This window comes from Halococcus dombrowskii (assembly GCF_022870485.1).
GTDB lineage: Archaea > Halobacteriota > Halobacteria > Halobacteriales > Halococcaceae > Halococcus > Halococcus morrhuae.
Genome location: NZ_CP095006.1, coordinates 18144 through 35132, shown reverse-complemented (window position 1 = coordinate 35132; position 16989 = coordinate 18144). Strand labels below are relative to the sequence as shown.

Genomic DNA, 16989 nt, shown 5'->3' with positions numbered 1-16989 from the left:
GACGAGGCTCCCCGAAGGAGCCCGCACCGCTGACTCACGAGGATCAGCTTCCACGACGATGTAATCCCGGCGCTCGTTGGCATCGTACTCCTCATCCTGTTCTTCCAACCACTCCGCGGACTCTTCGAGCGCGTCACGCTGACTCGGATTCAGAGCATTACTGTGGTCCGCTGCACGCTCCTTCCGACGCTCGATGAGAGTCTCAGTCGTTGCTGGCCGAGTCGTCGAATAGTATGACCACCATCGCTCTTCCGGTGCGACAGCGTTTTCGATCCCCTCAGTGGCTTGCTGGACTTTCGTCTGTTTTTTGCCCGCTGACAGATTACTCGCATTCGTCCCTTCGACCCGCAACAGCGTTGCTCGACGCCCGTCCTGTAGCTCGACACTCCCAGTGGTACTATTTTCTTCTACCATTAGTTATCTTCCTCTCCATCATCGTGGATGCATCGGATGTTATGCGTATTCCGGACAGTCTCCTTATGTCCCCACGGCAGTGTTTGTTTCAGAAACCGATATGAGAGGTACTCTTTCAGCACCCCATCAGGAGTAAGATACCACGCCCGCGACATCATTACATTGAGATGGACCCCCACGCCTAACAACGGCAGCGATAACGCAAGAAGCAGAAACGTTGCTATGAACGCCCCGAACCACAGCGCCAATCCCGCTGCAATAATAGCGATTCCGGCCGGGACGTACACGACCCCTTCCCGAACTGTTTTTGGCTCTATCCCGTGGAAACCAGGGATAATCCGAGTGTCGGTGTTGACATAGGGCAGGATCATCCGCCGGTCGTCAACTTCGCTAGTCGTGTCCTCGTCTGTATCTGATTCTTGCTCACTCATTGGCGACCATAGTGCTGGTTGCAGCTCGTTTGGCACTTGATGCCGATCTAGTCCGGTGTAATTTGGCAGTTCCACGGCTTTATGTTTTCTCCCCCACCAAAAGGCCATCCTCGAAATCGCAGCTAAAGGAAGCGCACGGCGAACACCACGAGCGAGCAAGAGAGGCCATCCATTCCTACCAATAACGATATCGTGTCTGTGTGGATATTCCCCAATCAATACCAAAAAAAACACGGCGTAGAGCAGTGGAGATGTCCTCATTTGTACATTAAATATCTGCCTCCTGTTTCAAGTGGTTGCTTGACAATATTCACGACAAATGACGGTACGACTTTCACCGCACCATATATTGGGAAGACGACAAATCCGATAAACACTCCGAAAATTATGATGAAAAGCGAGAAGATAGACGTGACTGGATCTCCAAAGCCAAGAGGAAGCCAAAAGATGAATCTGAGCCATAGTGCTTGTAAAAATTTCAGTCCAAGAAGGAGGCCAAAGAGCGAGAAACCGAGCTTCGAATACGATTTTGCAGTTTTACTACCGGACGCCCACAACGCGGCATACAATGGCCACAGAGCTGCGACGAAAAACAGCATTAGCCATTGGATGAAGCCGAATACGAGAGCGATAGCCACCGTCGCCAGATTGATCGAAAGGAGCCCAATCCCTAGCTTCGCCATATTCCCTGGCGTCCGGAGCAATTCCTGTCCACCGGGAATGACACCTGTTGAGAGCAAATTCGCCCCATGCAAAATCCCCGGCATAACCACCACCCCAAACAGGACAAGCATAAATGCGACAAAGACATCCTGTAAGCGTTTCTCTCGCTCCCGCGCTCGTCCCGGTTTCGCCCAAGCGAAAACACCGAGCACCAAGAGTGGGCTGGTCACCAGTGCTGCTAGCCCCACATATATTTTCCAGGAAGATTCCCACCATTTGTCAAGACTTATCCATCCCGGCAATATTGGATCTGTTCTTTTATTTATTGTTCCTAATGAGCCAACATCATTACTAGCCGTGTAATTACCTGTATTGTTGACTTTAGTGGAATTTACTGGGCTCGCAAAGCCCGGATACCAAGTTCCTGGTTCTGTAGTATTGCCCGGCGCTGGCACAGAGACCAACATCCATCCCAAATCATTGATCATGCTCTCTGTTCGGTTTTCCGCCGATTCAAACCAGCCCGTTGCTATATTGACTGAGAGGCCAAATCCCGATGGAAGAGCATTTTCAGTTGCGTTGATAGCGTCGTCTCTCGCTCTATTATGTCCTTTGGCTAGATCAACAGTCCCATTCGCATATTCGTCTGTTGCATTACCCACATTTTTAGATGCATTATCAAAATCTGTATTCATCGCATTTTTTGCAGCAGCTCCTACTTCTTTGGTGCCATTAACATAGTGACTAGTTGTATTCCCAAGATACCGATTATAGGCAGATCTAACCCCATCTAATTTCCCACCAGACTCATTGTTTGTATTATTACTATTATTTTCCGTTTCATCGCCTGATTGATTCTCTCTATTATTAGATCCATTACTGGTATTGTTACCACTGGATCCTCCACCTGTGTTATTACTATCATTTTCCACCTGGGCATAGCCACCGATCTCCATTTTGGCAGGCCCATGATCCAACTCTCCAAGCTGTGCTTGGAGGGCTTCTGTAGAACCATCAGTGGGTTCCGATAATGGGGGGTGATCGCCAGCAGCGTTCTGTGCGGCACTGGGTGAAGTTATGACGGAAATGGTGAGACAAAAGCAAACCAAGACCAATAGGAGAAACCGTATTTTCTTGAGAGAAGTTTTCCCACCCCTCTGAATGGAACTGTTCTCAGTGTTTCTGCCATATATAGTGTCCATTTTCGAGGGTGGTTATGATTTTTCACCAGCGACCATGTTCTCGCCCGGGATTATGCTATGAAATTATATCGATGGCTGAGACACAGCTCAGAAGCGTAAAGCCGATCGCACTGAGGATTGTTGGCGCTGAGGCCACTAGCACTCCACCAATGAACTTCTTCACAGCAGATCGCCATGTTGATCCTGTCCCAGCGCGACGACGGGGATCATCACCACCACCTTCGGCAAAGGCTTTGATTCCGTCAATAACACCAAGATATATCAATGCAATTGATGCAATATAAAACACTGCTGTCAACAAGATTCCCGCCCCTGCGTTGCATAATGCCTCGCCTAAGCTGCTCCCAACACCACCAGATCCACCACCACCGCCACCACCGCCTTCTGCAGCTGCTACTGGTTCCATGGCAATGGCCATGCCAGCCACCATTGCTATGACGATCACCGCGACCAGCACACTATTCCGCCTCGATGCGGACCTCTTCTTGCTGATCAATCCCATAATCTACACTAATTTTGCGTTCACTTAAACATTACCTATGATATTCTACATGATCGTCCTCCCCCCCCCATCGAGGACGCGTACGCCGGGCCCATTCGATTTGTCGATCGGGAAAGGTAAAATATTCGGGTAACACTTATTCTGCTCCCCAACTGTCATGCACTAATGACAGGATCAAGCAGACTAGGATTCCGGCCCGGAAAAACGTATTATAATGCAGTGCTTGCCACTATGTATATCGCTGTATTTGTTGTTATTGCGGGACTAGTTATCGCAAACGTGTTCTTACCCATATTATCGTCACCCTCGTCATCGCAACCTGCAGAAACTGGAGCTGATTCTGTAGCAACGAGTACCCCCACAAACCCAGCTAATAGAGGACAATCTACACAATCCCCATCACAGGATTCATTGCCGACACCAAGTGCAGAAGGTCTAGCCCAAGCCGAATCTAAAGCTACTCCTACTAACACAGAATTCGAGAAAGGCTTTAAACAATATATCAATAAAAACACTAATATCACTATAGTGTCGATTAATACACAAGGAAATGTTGTTTATATAGAATGGGTGCCAAATGACATGACAACACGTGCAATCACAGAGGATATCGGATATATTGCCGGGGCCTATGATGGACTGGTAAGTAATGGTTGGGGCGTAAAAAAACTACAAGGAACTGTATTGAACATGGATCGCCAATCCCAAGGAACATTTCAGGTGAAAACACAATGGGTGAAACAACGCCAACGTGGTGATATATCTAACAAAGAAGTCATAAATCGGACTATGCAAACAATAAATTCGACACCATCTGTTAGGAGCACAACTGCTTCGAATTGAAGTCGTTCACAGTATACCGTGGAAAATTCTGACCGGTTGAATAGTCAAATAAATTTTATTCGATTTATTCATGGCTATTTCGCAGTTTGACTCTTTTGATCGGTCTTTTTCTGTAATTCATCGTATTGTACTGCCAATGTTCGGTCAACCTGTTTCGGGTTCGGAACATTGTCAAGGATCATATCTTGCTTGCCAGAGCCAGCAGTATAGATCACGACATTACCAAATGAGAGTAGCCGTTCGATGATTGACTGATCGCAAGTCGTATTTTGTATTCGTTCGATGCGAAAATGATCGATATTCTGTGAGATGATTCCTCTTTTTTCATATATCTCACCAGAAGTGATCACGTATGCTGTATAGCGCCACTTGAGAAACACCCACACCCCTCCAAACAAACCGATCAATGCAATCACCAGTGGGAGCAACGAAATCCATCCTGGGAAGTCACTTCCAACAGTAGCACCCACATCCATTCGATCCAAGAAAACTGTTCCAGTGATCGCTATAGCAAACATGATCACCATGAGGAGTATCGTAGGGAGAATTGTGATCCAGTGCGGTCGACCGAACCAGAGCACTTGTTCTTCAGTTGATAGGTGTAGCCATTTTGGTGCCCCGGGGTGACTGAGATCACTCATTGTACAGGTGCCTTCTAGTAAAGCATCCCGCTGGCATATTGGGTCTTATCGAATCAAGCTGAACTATTTTTGTTACTTATATTAGATACGCTTACATTTGTACACGCGTAGTCGGTGTCCAACCGCTGACGTCGAGTTGCTTTGCCGTCCCAGCGAAGCGTCACAGTCGCTTGCTGAGACTCGAGGTTGATGGGTGCAACGACGATCGTCGCGGGATGCTGATCTCCAGTGCAGTAGTTAGCTTGGATAGTCTCCCATGATGCACCGTTTTTTGGGGCTCCCCACGTGTGCGGTCCTGGACTGTCGCCGCCTTCGGGATTCTGCCAGTATGCGTAGTACGAGAGTGGACCAGTTGTTGTTTTGAACGCAAGCGTCGAGTTGCTGTCGATGTAGAACGGACCGGTACTGTTGTGATCAGCCAGCTCGAACACCGATGCCCTCATTCCGCCCCCTAACACTTCCTGTGGTGGAGGTATCGGCGATGGGACACCATCGGTGACGCCGATATATTTGATCCCGAGTGGTAGGTTGCCGTCATTTTTCACTGTCACTTGGAGATTGTCTGCGTAGGCAGGGACGTTATTGTCGTAATCGCTCGGAGCGTTGTTTTTGAGGACATTCACATCGGCGACCGAAAACGAAGAGGTGAGTTCAACAGTCTGTTCACTGACGGTCTTGTGATCGTTGTCATCACTGGATTTCGTCGCAATAAGCCCATAGTCGCCTGCTGGGAGTGGTTTGCTGACACCGGGTACGTTGCCGTGTTTGATAAGCAATGGCACCGTGACTTGTTGTTTTCGACTGATTTGAGATGTTTGGAGGAGTTTGCCGTCAGGACTTCGGAATTCGATTGTATCGGCATCAGTGTCGGGGTTGAGATTGATAATCAGTTGTCCTTCGTTAAACGAGACTGTGTCGACAGTTTGTTGGGTTGCATCTGATATCAACCTGGAACAGCCGGCAAAAGCACTTCCTGCGAGGACCCCACCATATTGAAGCACCCGCCGCCGCGATACCCTGTTCCCGCTAGTTTCTCGTTTCACTGTGTCCCCGCTCTGCAATGGCGGTTGTGGATCATGCGCCTACACTCACTGTTATTTTATCCGGTACCACCATAAATCACTGGGGCCAGAGACAGTCCTCGGTGCCAGCTGTCGCTGATGCCGATCAGCTGTGTAGTCCGCGATAAACAAGGATACTCCCGAGTACAACAAGCATGACGCTTGCCGCAGTCTGCAAGAATCCGGATTCATCGCTTGATGTCTCTGCGCTCTGGTGACCACCAGTAGCACGCTGTGATGGTTGTTCTGGCGACGTTTGGTCTGGCGCTACAGTTGTCGGTGATTCGGATGACGGAGCCGATTGAGACGATTGAGACGACTGAGGAGATTGGGATGGTTGAGGCGTTGGAGAGTCAGTTCCAGAATCCAACCGCCCGGTGTCGATCCCATCGATAGTTGTGCTACCGGAAATAGGGTACTCACTGCTGTTCTGATACGGTTGATCGTCTGCCGAGTCAAATGCTTGGCTGCCGTTCGAATCATTGTATAGCAGAACATGAACCTGCTGAGTACCGGTGATTTGAGAGCGATCGAACTCGCGACCAGAAATGTTGTACAACGGGACGTAGACATCAGTGAAATTGCCACCCCGGACGTACTGTGTCCGGCCGATGATCGAATCGGATTCCGGCGACGTTGGCGAATAGCTATCGTTGTGAACGACGATAAACCCGTTCGTAGGAAGCGATACCGAAGCAAGACTGACGCGTGATGGTGTCGTCCCATTCTCATCGATACTGAGGGAGGCGTTTGCAGGCCGGGACGCCTGTGACGCACTTGTGGTAGTCTCGTTCGAGGCCGTAGTCTCGTTCGAGGTTGTAGTCTCGTTCGAGGCCGCAGTTTCATTTGTGGTCATTTCTGTTTGAGCGAAATGATCGGTGATTTCCATACGCCCGTCTCCCCCGCCGTCACTTGCCGCCGCTGTTGGTGCGACAATCACGCTGCTCAAGAGTCCAGCAGCGAGGACGACGCTGATCATCACCATCATGGCCCGGTGTTGTTTTCTTCTGTGCATAGTGTATTGTGAGGGTTGATTCCTCAGTCACCGAAAATAAGATAGAACAGAGTAGCGACCACTCCCACCACAACCAGAGCGATCAATAGGAACATACTGAATATCACAGACATGACCCGTTGGAAGAATTTCTGTTTGCGATGTTGTTGGTGTTGTTGAGCATTCTCTCCGGAAGAGCCATTGCCTGAGTCCATTGCCGAGAAATTGACCGCTGAGAGATTACCCGATGCGCCGACCTTGTCCGGAGCGCTGAGACCGCCTTTGTTACATTGTTTTCCAAATCCAACGTTTTCACCGATGTCCATACCGTTGATGCTGCTCGGCCCCGCTCCGGGGACTTTGATACAGGTGTTCCGGATGCTCGAGTTCTCTCGCCCCCGGATATCGATAACAGGATCTGCATATGAGCTAACGATCTCTGAGTCGGTGATCGTAATGTTGTGCGGAGGTTGCGTAGCAGGATTCCCGTCTCCTGGTGCCTGAGCGCGGATGGTTGTCTGATCGAGCTGGTTGACGATCCGAGAGTTCTCGATCTTGAGGGAGCCAGCCCAGCCTCTGATGTATATCGGCGCACCCATGTTGCTGTTGATGCTGCGGACGCGGACATCGGCGTTTCTCAACACCGCACCGCTGGGCTTTTTCTCCTGGTATTTCCTGCGTTCGGTTTTTAGTCCTTGCACACCGAATTTTTCGTTGTACGGAGTGCCATTTGTGGGTCCGCTGTAGTTGTCCGCATCAACGACCATGCTGACGCCATCAGCCCATGACTTTGCACCGTCGTATCGAAGCTGTGAGACGGCATTGTTGACGTATTTCCCGCCTTTGACCTGTGCATGTCCTGGTGTCCGGCCGCCGTAGAGCCCGTTGTCGGCCGCCCCAACCGAGACACAGTTGCCCATCTGTGCGGTGCCTTTGTTCGATTCGCCAACCCAAAAGAACGGTGCGCCGCCGCTGTTTTTATCGCCCGGAAGACCAATGTACTTTCCAATGAGCCGTTCCGCACGCGCGGTTGCACCGTCATCAGCTGCAAACCGACACATCGGGTTTGATTGGTCTTCGTCTGCTTGTGAGCCGGTGTTATCCTGTGTCCCGACGTACCTGATATCTCGTGCCTGAGCGAAACCGGATGAACGGAGTAGGATCGAGATGCTGTTGTTGTTTCCGGTCTGATCCAAGACGAAATTGGCGAGCAAACCGGTCTCTGCTTCGAAGTTGATGGCTGCGCGCGTATTATCGGCTGCAACGAACGTCGCAGCATTCTTTCCGGATTCCGGCGGGCTGCTGGCTTGTTTATATCCTTCTCCAGCCATGCCGAACGTTCCGTCAACACTCACTCCCCATTCCTGATCAAGCAAATACTTCCCGGGCGGAAAGAGAATGAGCGTATCTGGTTTAATGGCCGAACCCAGATCTTGACTGATAGGCCGACCGCCCGTTGGATCTGCACCGAGATCGTCGACCGCGTTCACGACGTTACTGAAATTCGGTGCTGTCGGTGAGCCGAGCCCGCTCCCGCTTTGATTGCCACCACTAGAATTTCCCTGCTGTGCAGCTCCCTCGCGCATCTGCTTCAAGTGGTCGTATTCGGCTGCCGCCCATGCCCGTTCAGCCCCCCGTGTAGGATTTCCGGGTTGCTCGAAGCGGCTTCCCGTCGACTGCACCGATTCCGCTTGCTCCCCGGTGATCCCACTCGCTTTGACGATCGAACCACCTGTCGCTCCAGAGAGCGCACCAACTGCTCCTGCAGTCAGGAACGTCCGTCGAGAGCATTCTAATTTTCTGGTCATCTGGTTAGCGAAGTGTGATGAGGAGGTATCCACCCCCAACGATCACGATCACGAGTACAATCCCGACGATCCAAGTGACTCCGGATAACCCACTTCCACCATCCTCACCGGAGTCTGCTGCTTGTTCGGTCTGGTTGGTGTCCGTTGTTGTATCCGTGCGCTCGATGGTCGCTGTCGGTGTTGGTGTTGGTGACTGGTTGCTTGTCGAGACCGTCGTTGTGGCTTCGAGTTTGCTGACAGATGCTTGATCCGTGATGGCTTCTCCATCCGTATATGGCACATCCTGAAACCCACCGGAAGTGACGTAGTCGTAGGTCTGATTCTGGTTTGTGTCGCGACTCGGAATAGCAACGAGCGTCTGGGGCTGTTGAACGCTGCCGTTCGTGAGCGCGACTGTCACGTTCTGATGAGTGCCTGCTGGAAGATACATCGATAGACCGATCGCGCTCGTTACTGGATCGTTCTGGGGTTGGAGGTACTGTTCGCCGTGAACGACGACAAACCCGCCTTGCGGAAGCGTTACCGATGCCACCGATATGGTTGATCCATCCGTTTGTTGATCGGAAAACTGGATACTCGCGGATGGGGTGGGTGTTGCGTTCGGATCACCACGTGAACCACGGATGGTAAGCCGAGCGCTATCTTTCACGAGACGCTCTTGTGCCCCCGACCCCACGATGAGCGGTTTGTCGAGGCTTGTGGCGGATGTGAGATAGTCGAAGCGGCCATTGTCGTTGCTATCCTCGTACACGATCGCCTCGTAATTCCCAGTGTTGTTGAGCGAAGTCCGATTGGCGACTCCTCCAGGCGGACTCTGATTGATTGGGATTGTGACGTTTTGGTGAGTTCCCGCCGAAAGCTGTTCGGAGACCGCGACGGCATCTTCCTCAAGGAGGCCTTCGACTCCAGCACCGCTCAGATCTATGACGACGAATCCACTGGTGGGAAGCGTCACTGATTCGACGGTGACGTCTGACCCGTTGGTGGTTTGATTAACGAACTCAACCGACGCGTTGCTTTGGTTCTGTGCTTGAGTTTGGGTTTGTGTTTGTCCGGCTGCAGTCTCGATGGGGGCAAAACCCCCGGAGATGATCGTGCCTACGACCACTACAACGAGTACGCTGCCCCCGAACAGTGTCGCAGCTGCCGGACGCATTCTACTCCCACCCCGAAACGAGTGGCAAACCGCTGGCGACATCTCCCATTCCGGACACGATGTCGAATGAGAGCCCATGATCGGTAATCCCTGATCGAATACCGAGATTCAGTAATCGTAGTGAAATCATTGGTTGTTCCACCCTGAGAAACCGAAAAATAACGAGTTGTTGTGGAGTGTTGTAGGGCTAGATGGCGTGAAGACGCCGCTGAACATAATGATATGATTGCTTTACTGTATGAAAGTCGTTACGGTCAGTATGGTTATCTTCGGATTTCAATCGAGAGCATTGAACCCTTCATCCTCCATCAATTCAGCAACGCGCTCAGGATGATGAAATGCCGTAAGAAGGGCAAATTCTCGTGCGTCTGTCTTTGTAATTTCACTGGCTTCGAGGTGATCAGCAAGCACGTTCCGAAAATCAGCTTCTTGGTTGGCGATTTTATCTCGCACATACACCTCCAGACGGTTGTCGCGTTCGTCTCCGACATTATTCCGTCGAACGAAATATGGATATTTCTCTGCTGGTGTAGTAGTTGTTGAATTTCCGGCCGAAACTTGCCCCGACACCGATTGCTCGGATGAGGCTTCACTACTAGATAGTGTGTTGTCCGGCGGATTTGGTGTGGACTCTTCCGTCACAGGTGATTCGGAAACGTTCTCTTCTGGTGTCTGCTCCTCTGTTGTCTCTGTGTCGGTTTCATCATCTTCGCCACCATCACCAAAGTTGAGATCACCGGAACCGGATTTGAAGTTGCTCATACGGTCCGTGCCTCCGTTTTTTCGTCAGTGTTAAGATTGATAACACGATTTCCGTGATCACGGATGTCGAGTTCTAACACTGGGTCGATATCAGTTCCGAAGGTGTGGGTTGCGATGAATCGTGCGAGTTCATACAGTTTCCGTAGAGTCGCAATCTCTCGGTCACGTATCCGCCGCTGGCCGGATTCACTCACCATCTTGTCGTCTCTCTCGAACGTTTTCCAGCGCTCTTCGATCACTCTGAATGCTGAGCCTCTCGCTTCCCACATAGCGTCCATGAGGCTTTCCCGGTTCCCGATGGTCACTGGCGTCGCAAACGCTTCCGTGTTCTCAAACTGTTGCTGATATTGTTGGTGAGCATTGGTTTGACCAACGCCAGCCGGAATAACGCAGGATAGACCGATTTCAATATCCAGCTGGGTTCCCATATTGCCGACAAGCTCCTCGAGACCTTCGAGGCTGAGATTTCCTTTCCCAGCCGGTTTGACGGGGGCGATAAGCGTCCGGAGCGCAAAAATCGCGTTATAGAGCAGGTCTTCTGCTCGTGCATTCGGATCGATGAGGATGGCGTCGTACTCTTCGTTCAGTTGGTGCGTGTTCCAGAGCAGGTCATACAAGAGTTCAAAGCGCGGATACTCCTCGCGATTCATGTTCTGCATCCCTGTTTCGTAGGAGATCTTCTGCTCCAGATTTGAGGTGAAATCGCTGAGCATGTCGTGACTCGGAATGATATCCACGCCTTCAGCGGTTGATTCGATCAGATCCTGAAAGTCGCCGTCTGGCATGTCAAGGATATGTTTGACCAGATTGTCTGCATCTGGGTCGCTTCGGTGCTTGCCGACATCGAAGAGACTGGTCAAATTACCCTCTTGCGGATCAAGATCCAATACGAGAGTGTTTTGCCCCATCCGCTCTAGCGCGACGGCGATATTGGCCGTCATCGTCGTCTTGTATGTCCCACCGGATTCGGAGTAGATTACAGCTGTTATCATGCATACTGAGGTCTGGTCTCCCGTGGTATAAATCTGTGTCAGACAATCCAGACAGAAACACCGAACTGGTATCTGTTACAGCTATCTGTAATACTCATCTGTAATGTCTGCCTGTAATGTCTGCCCGTAATGTCTGCCTGTAATGTCTGTCTGTAATGGCTCTGTGAATGTCGAGCAGTCCATCCGATTGCCCAGTCATGGCCGGTAGTTCGATATCCACAATCTGCGTGCGCTGACTTTATTTGAGACCTTATGTAACAGCTAGTGCTAAATAAGACTGGTGAACGTTACATAAGGCATGAAATGAACGGTCTCATCAGTGAGTGGGAGGCGTTATCCAAACGATACTTCCCACGCAACAAGCCAGCCTCGCGCGCTGACCGGCAGCTTGAGATCACGCACCTCGTAGCCTGCGTCTTCCAAACGGTCGCGCACGAAATCTGCCCGCGCACCGACAAGCAGTTGGTCGCGTCGGAAAACCGTTCAGAGTTCACCTCCGTTCGTTCTGACCGACACGCTACATCGTATCTTTCCGTGAGTTGACCGCTGGAGGAACTCATCGAAGAACTCGCGGTAGTATTCGGGATTGGCGTATTTCGTGAGGGACAACTGCAACAGCGTATCTAACCCTTCTTCGCTCCACTGCATCCAGTCACGCTTGCATCGCTTGGCTACCTCTCCCATTGCTCGTTCCACAGGGTTCGAGGTCCACGGCACCTCGAACCCGTCTGTCGCGTCCTCAGCAAACGTCACCATCGAATCCAGTCCACTACGAAGGTATGATGCTGCTTTCGGCGAGGAGAGTTGCTCTAACTGCCATGCTGTCTTCCCTATGCGCTCTTTCGTTCGGGCGATCCGCTCGCGGATCGCCGAATACTCCTCTTGCGGACGATGCTTCTCGACAGAGTTCTTCAGGTGAAACAACTCTCCAGAGACCTCCGAAATGATCTCGTTACGGTCCTCCAATGAGAGCGCACCGTCGTCCCACAGCTTGTAGCCAAGTGTGCGCGGAACGTGAGACAAATCGAGTTGATGATCGCGTGTGTCTGTTTGAAAGGCCCCAACAAGGCTCTTTTCGGCGTCACTGACGACTTTCGCGTCGTCAGTGATCGCCTCAGCAGTATCCAGAGTATCCGCAATCTCACTCCAGGGAGTGTTCACCGAGACATCAAGCACTGATCGTGACGCTGTTTCGGTGTCTTCTGCGAGCGTTACTCGTACGTCGTGGTACTCACGGTCCTCGTCCTGACTGTAGCAGTTGGTTCCGTCAGGGATGACGGTTTCAGCTTCAGACCCGGCAATGCGGCTGGAAACGAACTCTGTGAGTTTCCTGCCGCACTCGGTCACGCGGTCGCGGATGGTGTCCTTCGAGGGCGTCCTTTCGAGGTCTTCAGCATGTGAGGCTGCGTCACGGTAGGAGAGAACCGTCGCAAGATCGACTGTTCGCGCAGCGATATCCTGCTGATATCGCTTCTTTCCGTTGAAATCGACGAATTGTTCGATGGGGCGGAAGTGAGCGTTCTCGTCGTCAGTTGCCGCAGTGTCTTCGACGTAGCCAAGGGAGAACTCGTGCTCGCCGACGGTAGTAACCGCTGTGCGAATCTTCGTTGTCGAGCGTTGGAATCGGTTGGTTCCGTTTCCCTGTGCGTGTTTTTCGCCACAGTACGCCTCAACGAGTACGTCGTTGAGGCTCTCGATAATTGCTTCGAGCAGCGTCGATTCGAGACGCTGCTCGGTCAGAAACTCCGCGAAGGCGGCAAGTGGGTACTGTTCAGTTGGGTCAATAGTCAGAACGAAGTGGATCGTGACCGTAACCTCAATCGGGGACTCGTTCACGTTCATCAACTAGTCCCCATTCCTTCGAGGAGTCAGCTACGACTTCGTTTCAGCGACTGCCCAGACGGTTCTGAACGATTTTCCGACGCGACCAAGCAGTTTTGCTAGATCGTCCCCATTCTCGGGTGGTCGAAGTTTCCAGGGTTCGGCGCTCTCGTCCAAGCCACAGAGAACTGCGACGAGTTTGTTCTCGGACTGTTCGCCAGCGGTGTCCACAGTATCAGTAGTATCGGTGGTCTCAACAGACATCACCCACCACCTCCAGCGGCCGCTGCGAGACTCGCTTGGTCGGGTTCGACACCAATCATCGCAATCTCCCCACTACAATTCGGATCGCACTCACTACCGGCGTGGGAGCAGTCCGTAGTGGTACTATCGCAGAGCATCTGGGCTACCGAAAGCCACGGGTCAAGCCACTCCCACGCTTCACGGAGCGTCGATATCCGCTCCCGCGGCTCGGAGAACAGTGCTCCAGCTATCGGATCGTCTGGGTCCGCATACTGATCTGGCGGAAGCAGGTCGTGGACTACCTCGGCAAGCACGTCTCGAACAAACGTATCCTGCTCTTGCTCGTCACCCTCATCCGACGTTGCCACGAACCACGGGAGGACATCGTCGCCCCGTTCATCATGCTTGCCGTCGCCGCGAAGTGGGAGCGTGAAGCGCCATCCAGCGTCGGTTTCGTGGATGAAATCGAACGCTGCGAGACGCTCGGTATGGGTGCGAATCGAGCGTGCCGAGACGCCGGCTCGCTCGGCGAGTTCACTTTGCACAAGGGGTGTTTCAGCCACGAGAAGGGCGTGGACAATCTTCGAGAGCGCTGGTTTCTCCATCGCGGAGAGAATGCGGTCCGTATCGAGTGTCGAGAGTGCATACCGAACCTCATCGAGACGGACTCTCCGCCCTGGTGCTTTCGTCTCTGAACCGAGGTTGTGGAGTGCTTTCGCTGCGTCGTAGGGCGTTCCAGTGAGTGCTCCAAGCATCGAAGTCGCTGCACGGGTCGGTCGGATCGACTTCTGGTCACACATGCATTTGACAGTCTGAGCGATATGGCGGCGTTTATCGGCGGTCTCGACTGGAACACGAATCCCGAACTCCGGGGCATCGTCGTGAACTTCCTGATTCGTAAGCCGTCGGCGGAGCGGGTCGGCAAGGCTGGAAACGCTCTTGCCGACGAGGACGAACGACCCGACACATTCGCCTAACGGGTCGTCGGCGTCCACCCGCGGCGGAATGGCGCTCTCGCGTTTATCCTCACGACACTCGAACAACTGGCGATACGCGGTGAACTCCCGGTAGCGACTCTGGATGGACGCTCCGATGGCGATGGTTTTGGCAAGATCGTGGCGGTCGGACTCGTCGTAGTCTCGTGCAAAATTCGGGAGGCGGAACTCCCGAACGAGATCGACATCAGCGAGGTCCAACAGATGGACCATCGTCCCAGCGAGACCGTGGGCTTCGCGGAGAATAGTCGCTCGAAACCGACTGGAGTCCTCGAAATTTCCATGATACCAATCCTTGGTGAGCTCGCGGAGATCGTTGGCAGCTTCGAGCAGCGCATCGGTGTAGTCCTCGGCGGTCGCGTTCCGGTCGGCGAGATAGCCGAGACATCGTGAATTCCGAAGGAGGTCGGTGTGATCGGCGAGCATATCACTGAGTTTGCCCGTCTCGAAGCGCTCCGGCGTAAGGACGTGGCGGAACGTTTGCGGGTCAGCTAACGCCAACGCAATGCACACCCACCCCTTCATGGGGTTATCGTACTCGGCACCAACGAGTAGACGGTCGTCCTCGTGGTCATAGTACCAGTGCGGTTCGCCTCGGTCGTCCTTCTCTGAGATAGGATGGTCTACAAGCGTGATTCCACCGTCAGTGGCGGTTCCAGCAGTTGCTGCGTAGCGATGGCGTGCTGCCGACCGCACCTGATGATGATGCGGCAACCGATGGCGGTCAAAGTCGCGGTCATCGGCCACTCCCGCACCGCTACCGCAACCGCTCCGCCCCGCAACAGCCTCCGCCTCCGCGTCAGGGCTGTGGCGGCCCTCGTGTGCGGGCGGGGTTACACGGCTATCGTCTGACGGATTTCCGGTCTCGCTAACGACTGACTTAAGCCGTTGCTGTCTGCCGATTTCGGCGTCGAGCCTATCGAGAAATTCGCGACCAGCGGCAAGCAGTTCGACCGCGCTCCCTCTACCTGCGGCTCGCGAGAACGTTTCGACGAGTCCGAGTTCGGCGAGCGATGGATCGCCAGTCGTGAGACACTGACGGATGGCCCCATCCGATACCTCGTGGAGCGCATAGAGTTGGTTGTACGAAAGTGTCTCTGAGGTCTGTTCGGCGAGTTGATGGAGAATACGGACTTTCCGGCCATCGGGATCGAGAGCGGTACGTGCTTTCTTGACGGTCGCAGCAATAGCTCCTGCTGAGGGGCCTGCACTGCATTGCTCGCTAACAGCAGGGAGTTGTTCGCGATACTCCTGCGCGAGCTTGCGTTGCCAGCGACCTGTCGCTACGATTCGAAGATCGACAGTGTTGGCGAGATCAGCAAGCAGTTCAACGATATCAGCCCGCTGATCAGCACGTAGTTCGTCGAAAGCATCATCGACCCGGACGGCAACCGTGGGCATTGCCGTAGAAACACGGAGGACAGCGAGCGGACCGTCGACAATCTCCCCAACGGGTGCATGGAGACCGACGACTGACCGTTCGGCACTTCCGAAGTCTTGAGTGAGCTGTAGTGCTTGCTCTTGCCATCGGTTGTGGATCGGATTTTCATCAGCGAGTGCGGCGACGGCGCTTGCGTAGAGACCATCGAGTGCTGTCACACCTAACTGCTCAAGCGCGTACGCACGCGCGCCCGCGGGTTTATCGCCAACGAGCTCTTCCACTGCTGCTTCGAGTGCGCTCTGGAACCCATCAGTTGTGGTGATTCGTTCCCAGATACCGCCAACAGGTACATCGAGCGTGACGGTCGTAACGGCTGAGAGTGGCGATTGTTGGGTGAGCGTGAGTTGCCCACCGCTCCCGGATGGGCTGATCGAGATGCCCGTTTCGCTTTCAGAGGGTTGTGAAGACGCACCGCTATCGGTATGTTCGTGTGTATGCTGGCTCATATTAGAGCCCGATGTTACAGTGCTGACGGACGGGAACCGTCGTGCCAATCCGATAATGGTAGTTATGCACCTTTCCACCGATGTAAACGCCAGCGCCGCCGCTGTGTGCAAGGGCAAACCTTATTACCGGAGGCCGGAAAGAAGGATCACGAACGACTTTCTTGGCTGTGACCCTTCGTCGGGGAACTGGTGATTCCCCGCCGACACTTATTTACGTTGACCTAGCTTGGTGTATCTCATACTCCCCTCCATGAACTTAAAACCACTGGAACCCTACAGAATTTTGGAGGCCTGCAGATCATCACTAGAACCATTATCCCTACAACTCCACCTACTCTATAGGGAGAGTAACAGAGTATGACAAGTGAAAATGAAGGATACCAGAGCCCATATCCACGAGATCTTTTCATCCAGGCTCTGAACGATAAAGAGAGGGAAGCTACTACAGCTGATATCACATCTAAAGTTGGTTGTTCACGTGAGACTACCCGTGTAAAGATGCATGAGTTAGAAGATGACGATATAGTCAAAAGCCGTAAAATTGGCTCAACACTAGTTTGGCAGTTGGTATAGT

The 16989-nt window shown here is 52.7% G+C and carries 14 protein-coding genes and 1 pseudogene; 1 reads left to right on the top strand and 14 read right to left on the bottom strand.

Features of this window, described 5'->3' with window-relative positions; genetic code table 11:
• Positions 1-39 precede the first annotated feature (39 nt).
• The 4 genes and pseudogenes from MUK72_RS20560 to MUK72_RS14480 all read right to left on the bottom strand — a co-directional run.
• A pseudogene (locus MUK72_RS20560) lies at positions 40-414 on the bottom strand (TraC-like domain-containing protein); the annotation flags it as partial.
• Positions 414-845 (bottom strand): hypothetical protein, encoded by a 432-nt coding sequence (locus MUK72_RS14490; RefSeq protein ID WP_244705771.1) that lies wholly within the window; start codon positions 843-845, stop codon positions 414-416. The gene MUK72_RS14490 and the pseudogene MUK72_RS20560, both read right to left, overlap by 1 nt.
• 257 nt (positions 846-1102) lie before the next feature.
• Entirely contained in the window at positions 1103-2464 is a 1362-nt protein-coding gene (locus MUK72_RS14485; RefSeq protein ID WP_244705769.1) for a TrbL/VirB6 family protein, read from the bottom strand.
• A 301-nt stretch (positions 2465-2765) separates the two neighbouring features.
• Entirely contained in the window at positions 2766-3212 is a 447-nt protein-coding gene (locus MUK72_RS14480) for a hypothetical protein (RefSeq protein ID WP_244705767.1), read from the bottom strand.
• A 165-nt stretch (positions 3213-3377) separates the two neighbouring features.
• Between MUK72_RS14480 and MUK72_RS14475 the strand changes: the two genes are divergently transcribed.
• Positions 3378-4055, top strand: coding sequence for a DUF8159 domain-containing protein (locus MUK72_RS14475; RefSeq protein WP_244705765.1), 678 nt, complete (start codon positions 3378-3380; stop codon positions 4053-4055).
• Between the two features lie 74 nt (positions 4056-4129).
• Here MUK72_RS14475 and MUK72_RS14470 read toward each other — a convergent pair whose 3' ends face one another.
• The 10 genes from MUK72_RS14470 to MUK72_RS14430 all read right to left on the bottom strand — a co-directional run bounded on the left by MUK72_RS14470 (position 4130) and on the right by MUK72_RS14430 (position 16415).
• Entirely contained in the window at positions 4130-4696 is a 567-nt protein-coding gene (locus MUK72_RS14470) for a PH domain-containing protein (protein ID WP_244705763.1), read from the bottom strand.
• A gap of 53 nt (positions 4697-4749) precedes the next feature.
• Positions 4750-5739, bottom strand: coding sequence for a hypothetical protein (locus tag MUK72_RS14465; RefSeq protein ID WP_244705761.1), 990 nt, complete (start codon positions 5737-5739; stop codon positions 4750-4752).
• 124 nt (positions 5740-5863) lie between these two features.
• Positions 5864-6613, bottom strand: a complete 750-nt coding sequence (locus MUK72_RS20430; protein WP_425311097.1) for a DUF7282 domain-containing protein — start codon at positions 6611-6613, stop codon at positions 5864-5866.
• A gap of 182 nt (positions 6614-6795) precedes the next feature.
• Positions 6796-8559, bottom strand: a complete 1764-nt coding sequence (locus tag MUK72_RS14460) for a hypothetical protein (protein ID WP_244705759.1) — start codon at positions 8557-8559, stop codon at positions 6796-6798.
• Between the two features lie 4 nt (positions 8560-8563).
• The gene (locus MUK72_RS14455) at positions 8564-9715 is read right to left on the bottom strand and encodes a DUF7282 domain-containing protein (protein ID WP_244705757.1); all 1152 of its coding nucleotides are present in this window, start codon (positions 9713-9715) and stop codon (positions 8564-8566) included.
• A gap of 276 nt (positions 9716-9991) precedes the next feature.
• Positions 9992-10477 (bottom strand): DUF7970 domain-containing protein, encoded by a 486-nt coding sequence (locus MUK72_RS14450; protein WP_244705755.1) that lies wholly within the window; start codon positions 10475-10477, stop codon positions 9992-9994.
• On the bottom strand, positions 10474-11469 hold the full coding sequence (locus MUK72_RS14445) for a ParA family protein (protein ID WP_244705753.1): 996 nt from the start codon (positions 11467-11469) through the stop codon (positions 10474-10476). Before MUK72_RS14445 ends, MUK72_RS14450 begins: the two co-directional genes overlap by 4 nt.
• A gap of 483 nt (positions 11470-11952) precedes the next feature.
• Complete coding sequence (locus MUK72_RS14440) at positions 11953-13290, bottom strand: ISH6 family transposase (RefSeq protein ID WP_425311096.1); 1338 nt, start codon at positions 13288-13290, stop codon at positions 11953-11955.
• A gap of 51 nt (positions 13291-13341) precedes the next feature.
• Positions 13342-13554, bottom strand: coding sequence for a hypothetical protein (locus MUK72_RS14435; RefSeq protein WP_244705749.1), 213 nt, complete (start codon positions 13552-13554; stop codon positions 13342-13344).
• Positions 13554-16415, bottom strand: coding sequence for a hypothetical protein (locus tag MUK72_RS14430; RefSeq protein WP_244705747.1), 2862 nt, complete (start codon positions 16413-16415; stop codon positions 13554-13556). Before MUK72_RS14430 ends, MUK72_RS14435 begins: the two co-directional genes overlap by 1 nt.
• Between the last annotated feature and the right edge of the window lie 574 nt (positions 16416-16989).